We start from the raw sequence: 15,825 nt of genomic DNA, 5'->3' as shown, positions 1-15,825 counted from the left end.
CCGAGCGCCTGCCGATCATCGACCCGCAGCCGCGGCTCGAGGACGACCGCTGGCCCGCGAAGGCGTTCGTCGGCGAGGTCGTCCCCTTCGCCGCCACGGCCTTCCGCGAGGGGCACGACCTCATCGGCGTCGACCTCCTGCTGAGCTCGCCGTCCGGGGCCGAGTCGGAGCACCGCATGTCGCTCCTCGCGACCGGCACCGACCGCTACGGGCGCCTCGTGGCCCTCGACGAGGAGGGCGACTGGAGCTACCGCATCCGCGCCTACGCCGACGACTGGGCGACCTGGCTCCACACGGCCGAGGTCAAGATCCCGGCCGGCCTGGACATCGACGTCACCTTCGCCATCGGCGAGGGCCTGCTGCGCAGCGGCGCCGACGACTCCTCGCGGCCCGAGGGCGAGCGCAGCCTGCTCTTCGACACCGCCGCCCGAGTCGGCGACACCACGCTGAGCGCCGAGGAGCGCCTCGCCGCGGCGACCGATCCCGCCGTCCACGGCGCGCTCGACGCCCGCCCGGTGATGAGCCTCACCAGCGTCTCGGAGCCGCGCACCGTCCACGTCGAGCGCACCCGCGCCGGCGTCGGCGCCTGGTACGAGTTCTTCCCCCGCTCCGAGGGCGCCGTGCGCCACGAGGACGGGACCGTGACCAGCGGATCCTTCCGCACCGCGATCGACCGCCTCCCCGCGGTGGCCGCGATGGGCTTCGACGTGCTCTACCTGCCGCCGATCCACCCCATCGGCCGCTCCTTCCGCAAGGGCCCGAACAACACGCTCGACGCCGGCGAGAACGACCCCGGCTCGCCGTGGGCGATCGGCTCGGCCGAGGGCGGCCACGACGCGATCCACCCGGACCTCGGCACCGAGGACGACTTCCGCGCCTTCCACGCCGCGGTCGAGGCCGCGGGCCTCGAGCTCGCCCTCGACTTCGCCCTGCAGGCCTCGCCCGACCATCCCTGGGTCACCAGCCACCCCGAGTGGTTCACGACGCTCCCCGACGGCTCGATCGCCTACGCCGAGAACCCGCCGAAGAAGTACCAGGACATCTACCCGATCAACTTCGACAACGACCCCGAGGGCATCCGTCAGGAGTCGCTGCGGGTCCTGCGGCACTGGATCGACCTGGGCGTGCGGATCTTCCGCGTCGACAACCCCCACACGAAGCCGCTCGACTTCTGGGAGTGGATCATCCACGAGGTCAACGCCGAGCACCCCGAGGTCGTCTTCCTCGCGGAGGCGTTCACCCGCCCCGCGATCATGCGCGCGCTCGGCAAGGTCGGCTTCCAGCAGTCGTACTCGTACTTCACCTGGCGCAACACCAAGGAGGAGCTCGGCGAGTTCTTCACGAGCATCTCCCACGAGACGGCCGACTACATGCGGCCGAACCTCTTCGTGAACACTCCGGACATCCTCACCGAGTACCTCCAGTACGGCGGCCGCTCGGCGTACAAGGTGCGGGCGGCCCTGGCCGCGACCGCGTCGCCGCTGTGGGGGGTCTACGCCGGCTACGAACTGGTCGAGAACGTCGCTCGCCCCGGCGCCGAGGAGAACATCGACAACGAGAAGTACGAGTACAAGACGCGCGACTGGGCCGGCGCCGAGGAGTCGGGCCGCTCGCTGGCGCCGTACATCACGCGTCTCAACGAGATCCGGCGCTCGCACCCCGCGCTCGGGCAGCTACGGAACCTGCACGTGCACGGCAGCGACGACGACGCGATCCTCGTCTACTCCAAGCACCTGCAGGCCGCGTTCACGGGCACCGGGACCGACGACACGATCATCGTCGTCGTCAACACCGACCCGCACTCGGCCCGCGAGACCACGGTCCACCTCGACCTGCCCGAGATCGGGCTCGACTGGAGCGCGACCTTCGAGGTCGAGGACCTGATCACCGGCGCCGTCTGGACCTGGGGCAGCGACGACTACGTGCGGCTCGACTCGTTCGTCGAGCCCGTGCACATCCTGAGCGTGAAGGCGGACGAGCGATGAGCGGAACCACCCCCGAGGGCACGAGCCCGGCCGCGGAGGCGGGCCTCGGCGCGCACGCCGAGACGGTCCCCACGACGGGCACCAGCTCGGCGTCCACCTCCGGCCACGGCGCGCACGTCGCCGACGCGGCGTCCGACGCACGACAGCACCCCGGAGCGGACGGCGAGAACGCGCGCAGCTACGCGGTCGAGACGGTCCCGGAGGCGCCTCAGCCGGTCGCGGGCGACGACGCCGTGACCGTCGAGCGCGACGCCGACGACGCGGAGTCCGCTCCGGTCGGCAGCGGGGCCGAGGGCGACCTGCCCGACGACACGGACGCCGCCGATTCCGTCGCAGCCGACAGCGCCGCTCCCGTCGAGACGACCGCCGGCCCCGCCGAGACGACCGCGGACCCCGCCGAGACGACCGCGGACCCCGCGACCGCTTCGGGCCCCGTCGACGGCACCGCGGCGATCGCGCTGCCCGACATCCCGGAGTGGGTGCTGCAGCAGCTCGCCACCGGCAGCAACGCGCTCCCCCACGACGTCCTGGGCCAGCACCTCGTCGCGGCCCCCGGCGTCTCCGACCCGGTGACGGTCGTCCGCGTGCGCCGCCCGCTCGCCGAGAAGGTCGCCGTGGTGCTCGCCACCGGCGCCCGCGTCGAGCTGAGCCACCTCAGCGACGGGATCTGGCAGGGCTTCCACGTCCTCGGTCCGCAGGCGTACACGGTCGAGGCCCGCTACGGCGGCGGCGGCGAGTGGACCGCGGAGGACCCCTACCGGTTCTCGAAGACGGTCGGCGACTTCGACCTCTACCTCATCGGCGAGGGCCGCCACGAGCGTCTCTGGGAGGCGCTCGGTGCCCGCCACCGCGAGCACGAGGGGGTCTGGGGCACGAGCTTCGCCGTCTGGGCCCCGCACGCCCAGGCCGCTCGGGTCGTCGGCGACTTCAACGACTGGAACGGCGAGGGCCACTCCCTCCGCAACCTCGGGACGACCGGGGTCTGGGAGATCTTCGTCCCGGGCGTCGAGCCCGGAGCCTCCTACAAGTTCGACCTGCTCTCGCGCGACGGCCACTGGGTCCGCAAGGCCGACCCGATGGCCCGCGCCACGGAGGTGCCGCCTGCGACCGCCTCGAAGGTCCCCGTCTCGCACCACCAGTGGGGCGACTCCGGCTGGATGGAGAAGCGAGCCTCGGTCGATCCGCACACGCAGCCGCTCAGCGTCTACGAGATGCACCTCGGCTCCTGGCGTCCGGGACTGGGCTACCGCGACCTCGCGGACCCGCTGATCGAGTACGTCACCGAGCTCGGCTTCACGCACGTGGAGTTCATGCCGCTCGCCGAGCACCCGTTCGGCGGCTCCTGGGGCTACCAGGTCACCGGCTACTACGCCGCCTCGAGCCGCTTCGGCACGGCCGACGACCTCAAGTACCTGATCGACCGTCTGCACCAGGCCGGCATCGGCGTCATCGTCGACTGGGTGCCCGGGCACTTCCCCAAGGACGACTTCGCCCTCGCCCGCTTCGACGGCGAGCCGCTCTACGAGCACCCGGACTGGCGCCGCGGTGAGCAGATGGACTGGGGCACCTACGTCTTCGACTTCGGGCACACCCAGGTGCGCAACTTCCTCGTCGCGAACGCCCTGTTCTGGCTCGAGGAGTTCCACGTCGACGCCCTGCGAGTGGACGCCGTCGCCTCGATGCTCTACCTCGACTACTCCCGCAAGGAGGGCGAGTGGCTGCCGAACCAGTACGGCGGACGCGAGCACCTCGAGGCGATCAGCTTCCTCCAGGAGGTCAACGCCACGGCCTACAAGCTGCACCCCGGCATCATGATGATCGCCGAGGAGTCGACGAGCTGGCCCGGCGTCACCCAGCCCACCAGCTCCGGCGGCCTCGGCTTCGGGCTCAAGTGGAACATGGGCTGGATGCACGACTCGCTCGACTACATGGCGAACGACCCGCTCTGGCGCCAGTACCACCTGGGCGAGATCACCTTCTCGTTCGTCTACGCCTTCAGCGAGAAGTTCGTCCTGCCGATCAGCCACGACGAGGTCGTGCACGGCAAGGGCTCGCTGATCCAGAAGATGCCGGGCGACCACTGGCAGCAGCTCGCGAACGTGCGCGCCTACCTCGCCTTCATGTGGGCCCACCCCGGTAAGCAGCTGCTCTTCATGGGCCAGGAGTTCGGCCAGTACTCCGAGTGGAGCGAGGAGCGGGGCCTGGACTGGTGGATCCTCGATCAGCCGAGCCACCGCGGTCTCTGGAGCCTCGTCGGTCAGCTGAACCGCGTGTACCGCGACTCGCCGTCGCTCTGGGAGCTCGACCACGAGCAGTCGGGCTTCGAGTGGATCGACGGCGGCGCGGCGGCGGCCAACGTCGTCTCGTTCCTGCGCAAGGACAGCGAGGGTCGCCCGATCGCCGTCATCGCCAACTTCTCGGGCTCGCCCGTGCACGGCTACCGCGTGAGCCTGCCCACGGCCGGCCGCTGGGAGGAGCTCGTCAACACGGACGCCGAGATCTACGGCGGCAGCGGAGTCGGGAACTTCGGAGCGGTCGAGGCTCGCGAGGAGCCGTGGGCCGGCCGCCCGGCTTCCGCCGAGCTGGTCCTGCCCCCGCTGGCCGTGCTCTACCTGCGACCCGCCGACTGATCGGTCCCCGCACGGAAGAGGCCGCCCGCCGCGACGATCGTCGCGAGCGGGCGGCCTCTCGGCGTTCCGGCCGGCGTCAGTAGAGCAGGCCGGTGAGCCGGGCCCGAGCCTTGTTGACGCGCGGGTCGGTCTGACCGACGATCTCGAAGAGCTCCAGGAGGCGCGCGCGGACGGCGGCCTTCCCGTCGGCGTCGAGGCGCGGGAACATCGAGAGCAGCCGGTCGAAGGCGTCCTCGACGTGGCCACCCGAGACGTCGAGGTCGGCGACGGCGAGCTGCGCGTCGAGGTTCGACGGCTCCGCCGCGGCGGTCGAGCGGATGTCGTCGAGCGTGCGGCCCTGGAGGCGGGCCAGTAGCCGCACCTGAGCGAGACCGGCGACCGCGAGGTCGTCGCGCGGGTTCTGCGCGATGGCGGTCTCGTACTCGGTGATCGCCGCGGCGTAGTCGCCCCGGTCGATCGCGTCGTAGGCCTCCTGGTGGTGCGGCGGCAGCGGCTCCGTCTCGGGCTCCGCGCCCTCGGCGGGAGCGGCTCCCTCCACCGGCACCGTGCCCGTCACACCGTTCTGAGCGGCGAGCTGGAGGACCTGCTCGAGCAGGTCGCGCAGCTGCTCCTCGGCGACGAGGCCGCTGAACAGGGGCACCGGGCGGCCGCCGATGATCGCGGCGACCGTCGGCACGGACTGCACCTGGAACGCCTGCGCCAGCTGCGGGCTCGACTCCACGTCGACCCCGACGAGCACGAACGCGCCGGCGTACGAAACGACGACCTTCTCGAGCAGCGCGGTCATGCTCTGGCTCTGGTCCGACCAGGAGCCGCGCAGGTCGACGATCACCGGCACGCGCGACGAGAGCTGGACCACCTGGTCGAACTCGGCGTCGCCGGCGGTCAGCAGCAGCGGATTCGCGCCGGGCGCGCCTCCGGGAGCGGCGGGCGCGGCCGGGGCGCCGGCGGAGGCGGCGGGCGGGGTGCGGCGGTTCACCAGCGACGAGAGGTCGACGGCGCCGCGGAGGTTTCCGGGCAGGGGCGGGACGGTGCTCACGGCAGCTGCACCACCGAGACGAGTCCCTGGCTCCATCCGAGCATCACGATCTTCTCCTCCGATCCGACGGGCGGTACGTAGAACAGCAGTTGGTATCCGTAGGTGGTCTCGATGCCGGTCGTCGACTTGTCCGTGCCCAGCAGGGTCTGCGAGGCGCCGGAGGTCGAGACGGTCGAGCCCTCGGCAGTGGGGCGGACGGTCGACGTCTCGGCGATGCTCGCCGCGACGAGGGCCCCCGAGTCGTTCGTCGCGAGCGCGATCGTCGGCGACGTGCCGGCGGCGTTCGAGAACTCGATCGAGGCGGTGTCCGGCAGCGCCTCGCGGTCGGCGTTCTTCTTGTCGACGCCGACCTGCCCCCGGAGGGTGTCGCCGTCGGCCGCGAAGAGCTCGGCGTACTGGCTCGAGTCGCCGTTGGCGAGCACGTCCGCGTACGCGGAGCCGACGGTCTGCGGGGCGAGCTTCATCAGGCGCGAGTCGGGCGCCACGATCGACGTGCCGACGGTGACGGGCGCGACGTCGGGGATGCGCGCGTTGGCCTCGAGCGAGATGGCGTAGTCGACCTTGTAGTCGACGCGCGGGCTCGCCTGGCTCATCATCAGCGCGATCGGGGCCTGGGTGGAGTCCGTCGAGTTCTGCACGACGGCGGTCACCAGGCGCGGCCACGACTCCGTGTCCTGCGGGAGCACCAGGCTCACCGGGGAGGCCGGGATCGTCTGCGGCGGGTCGATCGTCCCGCCCTTGGCGACGACGTCGTAGTTGGTGGTGCGCTCGGTGAGCGCCTCGCCCTGGAAGCGCTCGGCGAGGATCCCGGCGTCCCGGGCGGCGTCGGCGCGCGACGCGACATCGGCGACCTCGGCGACGACGGCCTCCGCCTGCTGCGTGGTGACCACGGGGGTCGGCTCGGCCGAGACCGGCTCTGCCCCCGCGGTCGCCGTGGCGGACGCGGTCGGCGCCTCGCTCGCGCCCGCGGCGAGATCCGGCCAGTAGTCGGAGCTGCAGCCGGAGAGGAGGACCGTCGTCCCGAGGACGACGGGCAGCACCAGGGCGGCCCGGCGGCGCGAGGGCGCCGGCGACGCCGTGGAGGCCTGGATCCCGGCACGCGGCCGGGGGCGGCGGGTTCCGCGGGGGATCCGACCCTGCGGTCCCTTCCGGCGCGGGCCGTGCTGGCGGCGCAGGTGGACGAAGGCCCAGATGTAGAGGACGAGGCCGAGGAGGAGGAACACGGCTCCTCCGAGCAGCAGCGGGCCGGCGAGGGGCGTCGCGGTGTCCACGGGCCAGCTGACGCGCACGGAGTCGGCTGCCGGCGCGGTGCCGTCGCTCGCGATGAGGATGGAGACGTCCTCCGGCACGTCGAGCGCCAGGGTCACGCTGCCGCTCCCCTCGAACTCCTCGAGCCAGAGGTCGGAGCCGCGCGGATCGACGACCGCCGCGTCGGCGGTCTCGACGTCGGAGGAGAGCTGGACGCGCTCGCCCGTCTCCTCCGCGGAGGTGAGGGTGTCGTCGGCGCGCTCGTAGCCGATGGCGTCGTAGCTCGAGCCGCCCACCCAGCCCAGCACGTCGGAGGTCCGGGCGTAGGCGACGACGAGGTCGCCGCTGCCCTCGACCGTGATCGTCTGGCGTCCCGGGTTGGCGCCCAGGGTGCTGCCGTCGATCACCGCGTAGGGAGCAGAGGAGTCGAGCGCGGTCTCGGCGGTGAGGGACTCCGGAGGAGCCCAGACCGTCCGCTGACCGATGCCGAGCACGATCATCGCGGCAGCGATGACGGTGGCGATGATGGCGAAGACGAACCGCACGAAAGAACTCCTCCTGCGTTGCCGGATCGGGGTGACGGCCGGGGCCGGCTCGGGGTACGCAGCCGGACCGGGGCGCGACGGCAACAGACAAAGACAGTCCACGATAGCCGATGCCCTCCCTTTGATGCCCGGGAGAAGCCGAGAGTGCGGCCCGAGCGGCGCGCGGTGCGGGTGTCGCCCCGGCCGCGGCCTCCCTGCTGAATACACTTTCCCAGTGCCGCGAGCCCCACCGCGGTCCTGCTCTGAAGGAGACGACGTGGCGAACGACGAGGCCGAATTCACCCAGGTGTTCCGTGGCTACGACCGGGACGAGGTCGACAAGGCCGTCCAGGGCCTGCGCCGCGAGCTCATCCACTCGAACACCCAGGCGGCCGAGAGCGGCCGCGAGGTGAAGCGCCTGTCCTCCCGGATCGAGGGCCTCGAGAAGGAGCTGCAGCAGGTCGGCACTCCCACCTACGCCGGCCTGGGCGCCAAGCTCGAGCACACCCTGCGCGTGGCCGAGGAGCAGTCCGAGCGGATCATCGCCCAGGCCGAGAACGACGCCTCCGCCCTCCGCCGATCCACCCGCGACGACGGCGACCGCATCCTCCAGGAGGCGCGCGACGAGGCCGAGCGCCTGGTGACCGAGGCGCGCCGCCGTGCGGACCGGACCCGCGACGAGTCCGAGGCGCAGGCCGCGGCGACGCTCGGCAAGGCCGCCGACGACCGCGACGTGATGACCCAGGACGCCGTCCGCGAGGCCGCTGCGATCCGCGGCACCGTGGCGACCGAGGCCGCCGAGACCCGCGCCACCGCGAAGCGCGAGGCCGCCGCGATCCGCTCCGAGGCCGAGCGCGAGGCTGCGGAGATGCGCGCCGTCGCCGCCCGCGAGATCGAGGTCGCCCGCGCCGAGGCCGCTCGCCTCGCCCAGGCCAACGAGCTCCTGCGGGCCGAGGTCGCCTCCGAGGTGGACCGGCTCCGGGCGGCCGTCGAGGCCGAGGTCGCCCAGGCTCGCGCGGCGGTCGAGGCCGAGGTGCTCTCGACCCGCGCCGCGCTCGACGCCGAGGTCGCCGCCGCCCGCGCCGAGGGCGCCCGCGAGATCTCCGACCAGCGCACCCGGCTCACCCAGGAGCGCGCCGAGGCCGTCGCCGTGCTCGACGCCGAGCTGGCGGGCCTGCGTGCCGCGTCCGCCGACGAGGCCGCTGCGCTCTCGCGCGAGGTCGAGCAGGCCCGGATCGACCTGGTGGTCGAGCTCGCCGCGCGCCGCGAGGAGGCCGACCGCGACGACCTGCTCCGCCACCAGGAGGCCGTCGCGCAGACCCAGCGCTACCTCGACGAGTCGAACCTGCAGCTCGCCGACGCCATCCGACGCGCGAACGACAAGCGCCTCGAGGCGGACGCCCTCCGCAGCGACGCCCTCGACGACACGACGCGACTGCGCCGGAAGGCCCAGGACGACTCCGACGCCCTGCTCGACGACGCGCGCGACCAGGCGCAGAAGCTCGTCGCGGACGCGGAGCGCCGCAGCCGCGAGCTGATGGACACCGCCGAGCGGCGCCTCGACGAGATCCGCACCGAGCGCGACGCGATCGCCGGCTACGTGTCCGGACTGCGCGGGCTCATCGGCCACATCGACGGACTCGCGGACGACAGCGACGGCGACGGCTCCGACGGCAGCGGCTCTGACGGCGACGGCTCCGACGGCGGCTCGTCCGGCCGCTAGGCGGCCGCCGCGCGGGTCGGCTCAGCCGAGCTCGCCCGCCCACTCCGTCGGCAGCGGGGACGAGGCGGGCGCGACCACGCGCACGATCTCGTCGAGGACGCGCCGGGTCTGCGCCTCGCCGACCCAGAGGTGCTTCCCGCCCTCCACAGCGACGAGGTCCAGCTGCGGCACGCTCGCGAAGCGCTCGGCGGCCGCCTCCGGCCGCAGGTAGTCGTCGAACTCCGGGACGAGCGCCACGAGCGGGCGGCCGTCCTCGCCCCAGGCGGCGACCTCCTCCGCGCTCGTGCGGTGCAGCGGCGGCGAGAGCAGGATCGCTCCCTCGACGGGGTGCTCCCTCCCCCACTTCAGCGCGAGCTCGGTGCCGAAGGACCAGCCGACCAGCCAGGGGTGCGGCAGTCCGCGGTCCGCGACGAGGGCCAGGGCTGCGGCGACGTCGGCGCGCTCCTCGATGCCGTGTCCGAACGCGCCCTCGCTCGTGCCGCGCGGCGACGCGGTGCCGCGGGTGTTGAAGCGGAGGACCGCCAGGTCGGCGAGCGCGGGCAGCCGGGCGGCGGCCTTCCGCAGGATGTGCGAGTCCATGAAGCCGCCGTGGGTGGGCAGCGGATGCAGGGTGACCAGGGTCGCGACCGGCTCGTGCTCCAGGGGCAGCGCGAGCTCCCCCACCAGGGTCAGGCCGTCGGAGGTGTGCAGCTCGACGTCCTCGCGGCGGGCGGGGAGGACGACGCCTCCGCGGATCTCGTGGGTCATCGTGCTCCTCGGATTCTCCAGCAGTGCGTGTGCCAGTGGCGGCGGCCGGCCAGGTCGGCCGCGTCGCCGAGCGCGCCGTCGGCCCGCCAGGTGACCAGGTGCGGCTGGCCGATGTCGATGGTGAGCCCGCAGCCCGGGCAGAGGTAGTTCTTCACGGCCCGCGCTGCGGAGACGGGCTGGACGTTCCACTCCCGGCCGGCGTGCGACTCGGTGCGCCGGAAGCCGGCGAGCATCTGCGAGAGATCGCGCTGCTCGTCGTCGTCGTCACGGCGGCCGCCCCGGGGTCTGTTGCTGCGCGGCATCTCCCCAGTCTAGGAGGCCGCCGCCGGGCCCCTCCCGTCAGTGGGAGCTGTCGTCCATCTCGAGCCGGGTCTCCTCGGCGTCGAGCATCAGCTGCGCCCGCCGCAGCGTCCGCGAGGAGTAGACCCCGCGCCCCCGGGCGTCCAGCAGTGCCTCCCGCTCGGCGAGCAGGACCGCTCGGCGCAGCCGCAGGTACTGCGCGTGCGGGCCGAGGGGCGCATCCTCCGCGCGGCCGACCTGTTCCCACGCCACCTGCGAGCGGGTCAGAGTGTCGCGGCGCACGCGCTCGAGGACGCGCTCGCCCGCCTCGCCGTCGGGCAGCTCCGCCACCGCCTCGGGGAGGGCCTGGATGCCCGTGGCCGCGACCTCGTCGAGCAGCGTCGCGAGCTCGCGGCGGTCGGCCTCTCCGTCGGTGCCCTGGATGCCGGTGAGCCGGATCAGCGCGGGGAGCGTCGCACCCTGCAGGAGCAGCGTCACGACGGCGACGGTGAAGGCGATCAGGATCAGCTGGGAGCGGTAGGGAGTCTCGTCCGGCAGCGACTGGGCCGCGGCGAGCGTGACCACGCCGCGCATCCCGGACCAGGACAGGACGACTCCGCCGCGCCAGCCGAACGCCTCGCTCGCGGTCGCGGCCAGGTCGGTCTCGCGCCGGAGGTAGAGCCGCTCCGCTCTCACCTGCCGCCGCCGGAAGCGCTCATCGCTGGTGGCGCTGTTGCGCAGTCGCATGAGGCCCACCGCCAGCCGCCGGTTGATCCGCTCCGCCCGCCGACCGGAGCTGCGCAGCCACAGGAGCAGCGGCCACACGAAGAGGGCCCGCAGCACGATCAGGATGACCACGGTGGCCAGACCCAGCAGCACCGCGGTGCCCACTCCGAACTCGCCCGGGTCCACGACCCCGGAGACGATCGCCTTGATCTCGGCGCCCATGAGCAGGAAGACGCCGTTCTCGAGCAGGAACTGCGCCGTCCGCCAGTTCACCCGCTCGCTGATCCGCGACTGCGGCGAGAGGAAGCGCGCGCTGTTGTGCCCCGTGTAGATCCCGGTGACCACGACGGCGAGCACCCCGGACGCGCCCAGCTCCTCGGCCGGGATGTAGGCCAGGAACGGCACGGCGAAGGACACGGCGGTGTCGAGCACCGGGTCCCGCAGCTTCGAGCGCACGAAGACGGTGAGCACGCCCATCACCAGTCCGAGGACGATCGCCATCAGGACGGAGTAGACGAAGAGGACCCCCACCTCGCCCACGTCGATCGCGTCGGTCGTGACGGAGGCGCCGACCACGGCCGCCGCAGCCGTCGCGGCGCGCAGCAGCACCAGCGCCGACGCGTCGTTCACGAGGCTCTCGCCCTCGAGCACCGTCACCAGGCGGGGCGGGAGTCCGAGCTTCTTGCCGATCGAGGTCGCGGCCACCGCGTCGGTCGGGCTCACGACGGCGCCCAGAGCGATCGCTGCGGGCAGGCTCAGATCGGGGAACACGAGGTAGAGGAAGCCGCCCACCACGAGGGCGGTCACGACGACCAGCAGCACCGAGAGCCCGAAGATCGAGCGCAGGTTCCGCCGGAAGTCGGTGAGGGGCACCTGGATCGCGGCCGAGTACAGCAGCGGCGGCAGCACGCCCGCGAGGATCAGCTCAGGCTCGACCTCGATGTCCGGGACCCCGGGGAGGTAGGACGCGCCGATACCGATGACGACCAGGAGCAGCGGTGCGGCGATCCCGAGGCGGCTCGAGAACCGCGCGACGGTGACGACCGTGATGATCCCGACGACCCCGAGCAGCGCGTAATCCACGGCACCAGGGTAGCGAGAGCCTCAGCCCGCCGGACGCGGTGCCGAGCGGAGGGGAACGATCAGTACCAGCCGACCGATTCGGAGTGGGCCCAGGCACCGCAGGGCGAGCCGTAGCGGCCGGAGATGTAGCCGAGGCCCCAGGTGATCTGGGTGCTCGCGTTGGTCGCCCAGTCGGAGCCGGCCGACGCCATCTTGCTGCCGGGGAGTGCCTGCGGGATGCCGTAGGCACCGCTGGACTTGTTCTCGGCGTAGACGTTCCAGCCGGACTCGCGGTTCCAGAGGAGGACGAGGCAGTCGTACTCGCTGTCGGCCCAGCCGCGCTGCACGATCATGTCGTACGCGATCGCCTTCGCGGATCCGGGATCCGGAGCGGCGGCGCGCTGGACGGGAGCGGCGGTCTCGGCCTCGGCGGAGCCCGACTCCTCCTCGTCGACGGTCGCGGAAGCGGTCTGAGTCTCGGTCGGAGTGGGCGTCGGGGTCGGAGTGGGCGTCGGCTTCGCCTCGGCGCCGAACGAGTCGCGCTGGACGGTCCGCTCGACGGCGTCCGCGACGACGAGCCGCTGCGCGGAGTCGCCGTTGAAGCGCGCCGGGGCCTGGTAGTAGGGGGAGGCGACCGCGCCGCTGGACGGATCGACGACGTTCACCATGGCGAACGCGATCGACGCCGTGAAGGCCAGCACCGTCACCGGGATCCGAGCCCAGGAGCGCCGCACCGGGGTCTGGTGCGGGACCGCCGGGCGACCGCTGGTGCGGTTCGCGGGCGTGTGGGCGACGGAGGTCTGAGGATGCTGAGCCACGATTACGAAAGCATAACGGACGATGACCTGATCGGCCAGCAGATCCGGCTCCGGTCAGCGGACCGCCAGCATCACATCGACGACCGTGTCGAGCAGCAGGTCGACCTGCGCCTCGGCGTACCCGCCGCGCTGCGGGGCGAAGGAGACGGTCCGCACGTCGTCCACGGTCAGCACCGATCCGTCGCGGAAGTACCCGGAGATCCGGTCGGCGAAGGCGTCGACCTGGCGGATGTTGTAGCCCGTCGTGAGAGCGCCGGCCCGGGTGAACCGCTCGCGGGGAGCGCGGGCCAGCCGGTTCACGATCTCCTGGGCGGTCGACCGCGCGTCCGCGAGCCACGCCTCCTCGCCCCGGGCCGCGATCGCGTACTGGCGCTCCCGCAGGGCGAAGGCGTCCTCGAGGCGCTCGAGCGCCGCATCGACGTGGGGCGCGGAGTAGCCGCCCTTGCGCAGGGTGAACGCGGTGTGGCGCAGGTCGGCGGCGCGGAGGTCCGCCGGTCCCCCGGAGAGCTGCGAGTAGGCCTCGCGCGCCGACGCGAGGAAGGAGTCGACCTCGGCCGTGTCGTAGCCGGGACGGGACTCGCGGGCTCGGGGGAAGGGAGCGGTCATCCCGACATCATGCCAAGCCGCGCGCCGGGAGCGGAATCGGCACGCCCCGGTGAGGCGTGCGCTCAGTGGGCGAAGAGGAAGTACAGCACGTAGGCTGCTGCGGCCGACGGCAGGATCGAGTCCAGCCGGTCGAGGACTCCTCCGTGGCCGGGCAGCCAGGAGCTCATGTCCTTGATGCCGATGTCGCGCTTGATCAGCGACTCGGCGAGGTCGCCGAGCGTCGCGGTGAGCAGCACCACGGCCCCGAACACCGCACCGACCCACCAGGGCTGGCCGAGCATCAGCAGGGCGAGCAGGACGCCGACGACGATCCCCGCGACGGCCGCACCGGCGAACCCCTCCCAGGTCTTCTTCGGGCTGATCCGCGGTGCCATCGGGTGCTTGCCCCAGGTGAGTCCGCTCACGTAGGCGCCGGTGTCGACGACGATCACGAGCACCAGGAACGCGAACGCCCAGAGCTGGCCGCCGGGCTCGGCGACGAGACGGATCGCGAAGGCGCCGAGGAAGGTCGTGTAGCCCTGGACGAACGCGCCGAGGCCGATGTCGAGGGCGAGGTCCCTCCGGCTGGAGGCGGTGCGCCGGAAGAGCTGCTCCCCCAGCCGCCAGAGGCCGACGAGGACGGATCCGCCGAGGACCGTGGCCCACGCGGCGCCGAGGCCGCCGTAGTAGGCGGCCGGCACGGCGACGACCGCCACGATCCCGGTCGGGATGCGCGGGATGTCGCGACCGGCGTGGCGCAGGGCGTTCGAGAGCTCCAGCGCCGCGAGCAGCACCACCACCCCCGCGAGCACCATGAAGAGCTCCTTGACCAGGAGGAGGCTGACGACCATCGCGCCGCCGCCGAGGAGTCCGATCGCGGTCGCCGACACGAGGTTCCGGCCCGAGCGCGCGGTGAGACGGTCGTTCGTCGCCTCGAGCTGGGCACGGGTCGCCTCGAGCTGGCGCTCGACGTCGGCCCGGCCCTGCTGGGCGCGCGCACGCAGCGCGTCGCGGGTGACCATCCGGGATCCCCGGGCACCCGGGACGTGCGGAGACGGTCTCTTCTCGCCGCCCTCGGGTCCTTCGGGGATCTCGGGCACCGCTACACCTCGAGCAGTTCGGATTCCTTGCGCTTGAGCGCCTCGTCGATCGCGTCGACGTGCTGCTTCGTGAGCGCCTCGAGCTCCTTCTCGCCGCGGGCGAGCTCGTCGTCGCCGATGTCGCCCTTCAGCGCGTCGAGGTCGTCCTTGCCCTTGCGGCGGATGTTGCGCACCGCGATCTTGGCGTCCTCGGCCTTGGTGCGGACGATCTTGACGAACTCCTTGCGGCGCTCGGCGGTGAGCTCCGGCAGGGTCACGCGGATGATCGTGCCGTCGTTGGTCGGGTTCGCGCCGAGGTTCGGCATGTCCCGGATGGCCTGCTCGATGTCGCGCAGCGAGCCCTTGTCGTAGGGCGTCAGGACGAGCGTGCGGGCCTCCTGGTTCTGCATCGAGGCGAGCTGCGACAGCGGCGTCGGGGTGCCGTAGTAGCTCACCAGCACCTTCTGGAACATGCCGGGGTTCGCGCGTCCGGTGCGGACCGTGGAGAAGTCCTCCTTGGCGACCTCGACGGCCTTGCCCATCTTGGTCTTCGCGTCGGCCAGTACATCCGAGATCACAGGGAGCTCCTTAAGAGAGGGAAGTGGTCAGTCTAGTTCGAGACGAGCGTGCCGAGCTCGGCGCCGCGGATGGCCTTCGCGACGTTGCCCGAGGGCTCCATGCCGAAGACCTGCATCGGCATGCCGTTGTCCATGCAGAGGCTGAACGCGGTGGAGTCGACCACCTTGAGGCCCCGCTGGAGCGCCTCCTGGTAGGTCAGCGCGTCGAGCTTCTTCGCGTCGGGGTTCGTCCGCGGGTCGGCGTCGTACACGCCGTCCACGCCGTTCTTGGCGACGAGGACCACGTCGGCGTGCGTCTCGAGCGCGCGCTGCGCGGCGACCGTGTCGGTCGAGAAGTACGGGAGTCCGGCGCCGGCGCCGAAGATGACGACGCGGCCCTTCTCCATGTGCCGGATCGCCCGGCGGGGGATGTAGGGCTCCGCGACCTGCGTCATCGCGATCGCTGACTGCACGCGCGTCTCGGCGCCCGCCTGCTCGAGGAAGTCCTGGAGGGCGAGGGCGTTCATCACCGTGCCCAGCATGCCCATGTAGTCGGCCCGGCCGCGGTCCATGCCGCGCTGCGAGAGCTCGGCTCCGCGGAAGAAGTTGCCGCCGCCGACGACCACCGAGATCTCCACCTCGGTCGCGGCATCGGCGATCTCGCGCGCCAGGGCGCTGATCACGTCAGGGTTCACGCCGAGCGTGCCGGCTCCGAACGCCTCCCCCGACAGCTTCAGAAGCACCCTGCGGCGCTTGCCCGTCGTCATCGCATCCGTCTCCGTCATGGACGTTTCCTCCCGTAGACCCGTACAAACCTATCCCG

13 protein-coding genes are annotated in these 15,825 nt (G+C 72.4%); 3 read left to right on the top strand and 10 right to left on the bottom strand.

Annotated elements, in window-relative coordinates; genetic code table 11:
• Window positions 1-14: 14 nt before the first annotated feature.
• Window positions 15-1,985: an alpha-1,4-glucan--maltose-1-phosphate maltosyltransferase gene (locus C5C36_RS12560; protein ID WP_258072290.1), complete on the top strand. Its 1,971-nt coding sequence runs from the start codon at window positions 15-17 to the stop codon at window positions 1,983-1,985.
• On the top strand, window positions 1,982-4,615 hold the full coding sequence (glgB, locus tag C5C36_RS12555) for a 1,4-alpha-glucan branching protein GlgB (RefSeq protein ID WP_181133812.1): 2,634 nt from the start codon (window positions 1,982-1,984) through the stop codon (window positions 4,613-4,615). The genes C5C36_RS12560 and glgB overlap by 4 nt, the downstream gene beginning before the upstream one ends.
• A 76-nt stretch (window positions 4,616-4,691) precedes the next feature.
• Here the strand turns inward: glgB and C5C36_RS12550 are convergent, their stop codons facing one another.
• Together C5C36_RS12550 and C5C36_RS12545 are read right to left on the bottom strand one after the other, a co-directional pair.
• A complete protein-coding gene (locus C5C36_RS12550) occupies window positions 4,692-5,654 on the bottom strand; it encodes a tetratricopeptide repeat protein (protein ID WP_104260593.1) in 963 nt (320 codons plus the stop codon).
• The gene (locus tag C5C36_RS12545; protein ID WP_104247619.1) at window positions 5,651-7,447 is read right to left on the bottom strand and encodes a hypothetical protein; all 1,797 of its coding nucleotides are present in this window, start codon (window positions 7,445-7,447) and stop codon (window positions 5,651-5,653) included. Before C5C36_RS12545 ends, C5C36_RS12550 begins: the two co-directional genes overlap by 4 nt.
• Window positions 7,448-7,703: 256 nt before the next feature.
• Here C5C36_RS12545 and C5C36_RS12540 point away from each other — a divergent pair, with 256 nt between their 5' ends.
• Complete coding sequence (locus C5C36_RS12540) at window positions 7,704-9,149, top strand: DivIVA domain-containing protein (protein ID WP_104260592.1); 1,446 nt, start codon at window positions 7,704-7,706, stop codon at window positions 9,147-9,149.
• A gap of 21 nt (window positions 9,150-9,170) precedes the next feature.
• Here the strand turns inward: C5C36_RS12540 and C5C36_RS12535 are convergent, their stop codons facing one another.
• The 8 genes from C5C36_RS12535 to pyrH all read right to left on the bottom strand — a co-directional run bounded on the left by C5C36_RS12535 (window position 9,171) and on the right by pyrH (window position 15,769).
• The gene (locus tag C5C36_RS12535; RefSeq protein ID WP_104260591.1) at window positions 9,171-9,896 is read right to left on the bottom strand and encodes an alpha/beta hydrolase; all 726 of its coding nucleotides are present in this window, start codon (window positions 9,894-9,896) and stop codon (window positions 9,171-9,173) included.
• Window positions 9,893-10,198 carry a hypothetical protein gene (locus tag C5C36_RS12530; RefSeq protein ID WP_181027199.1) on the bottom strand — a complete coding sequence of 102 codons (306 nt, stop codon included), beginning with the start codon at window positions 10,196-10,198 and terminating at the stop codon, window positions 9,893-9,895. The genes C5C36_RS12535 and C5C36_RS12530 overlap by 4 nt, the downstream gene beginning before the upstream one ends.
• Before the next feature lie 37 nt (window positions 10,199-10,235).
• On the bottom strand, window positions 10,236-11,984 hold the full coding sequence (locus C5C36_RS12525; RefSeq protein ID WP_104260590.1) for a sodium:proton antiporter: 1,749 nt from the start codon (window positions 11,982-11,984) through the stop codon (window positions 10,236-10,238).
• A 59-nt stretch (window positions 11,985-12,043) separates the two neighbouring features.
• The gene (locus tag C5C36_RS12520) at window positions 12,044-12,781 is read right to left on the bottom strand and encodes a lytic transglycosylase domain-containing protein (protein WP_244229431.1); all 738 of its coding nucleotides are present in this window, start codon (window positions 12,779-12,781) and stop codon (window positions 12,044-12,046) included.
• A gap of 54 nt (window positions 12,782-12,835) precedes the next feature.
• Window positions 12,836-13,387, bottom strand: coding sequence for a DivIVA domain-containing protein (locus C5C36_RS12515; RefSeq protein ID WP_104226865.1), 552 nt, complete (start codon window positions 13,385-13,387; stop codon window positions 12,836-12,838).
• Window positions 13,388-13,449: 62 nt separating this feature from the next.
• Complete coding sequence (locus C5C36_RS12510) at window positions 13,450-14,388, bottom strand: phosphatidate cytidylyltransferase (RefSeq protein WP_104232500.1); 939 nt, start codon at window positions 14,386-14,388, stop codon at window positions 13,450-13,452.
• Window positions 14,389-14,468: 80 nt separating this feature from the next.
• Window positions 14,469-15,023: a ribosome recycling factor gene (gene frr / locus C5C36_RS12505; protein WP_104232499.1), complete on the bottom strand. Its 555-nt coding sequence runs from the start codon at window positions 15,021-15,023 to the stop codon at window positions 14,469-14,471.
• 32 nt (window positions 15,024-15,055) lie between these two features.
• Window positions 15,056-15,769 carry a UMP kinase gene (gene pyrH, locus C5C36_RS12500; RefSeq protein WP_374952923.1) on the bottom strand — a complete coding sequence of 238 codons (714 nt, stop codon included), beginning with the start codon at window positions 15,767-15,769 and terminating at the stop codon, window positions 15,056-15,058.
• Between the last annotated feature and the right edge of the window lie 56 nt (window positions 15,770-15,825).

This window comes from Rathayibacter sp. AY1G1, assembly GCF_002932095.1.
Lineage (GTDB): Bacteria > Actinomycetota > Actinomycetes > Actinomycetales > Microbacteriaceae > Rathayibacter.
The sequence above is the reverse complement of the archived record's forward strand: the minus strand, read 5'-3'. Positions and strand labels throughout refer to the sequence as shown.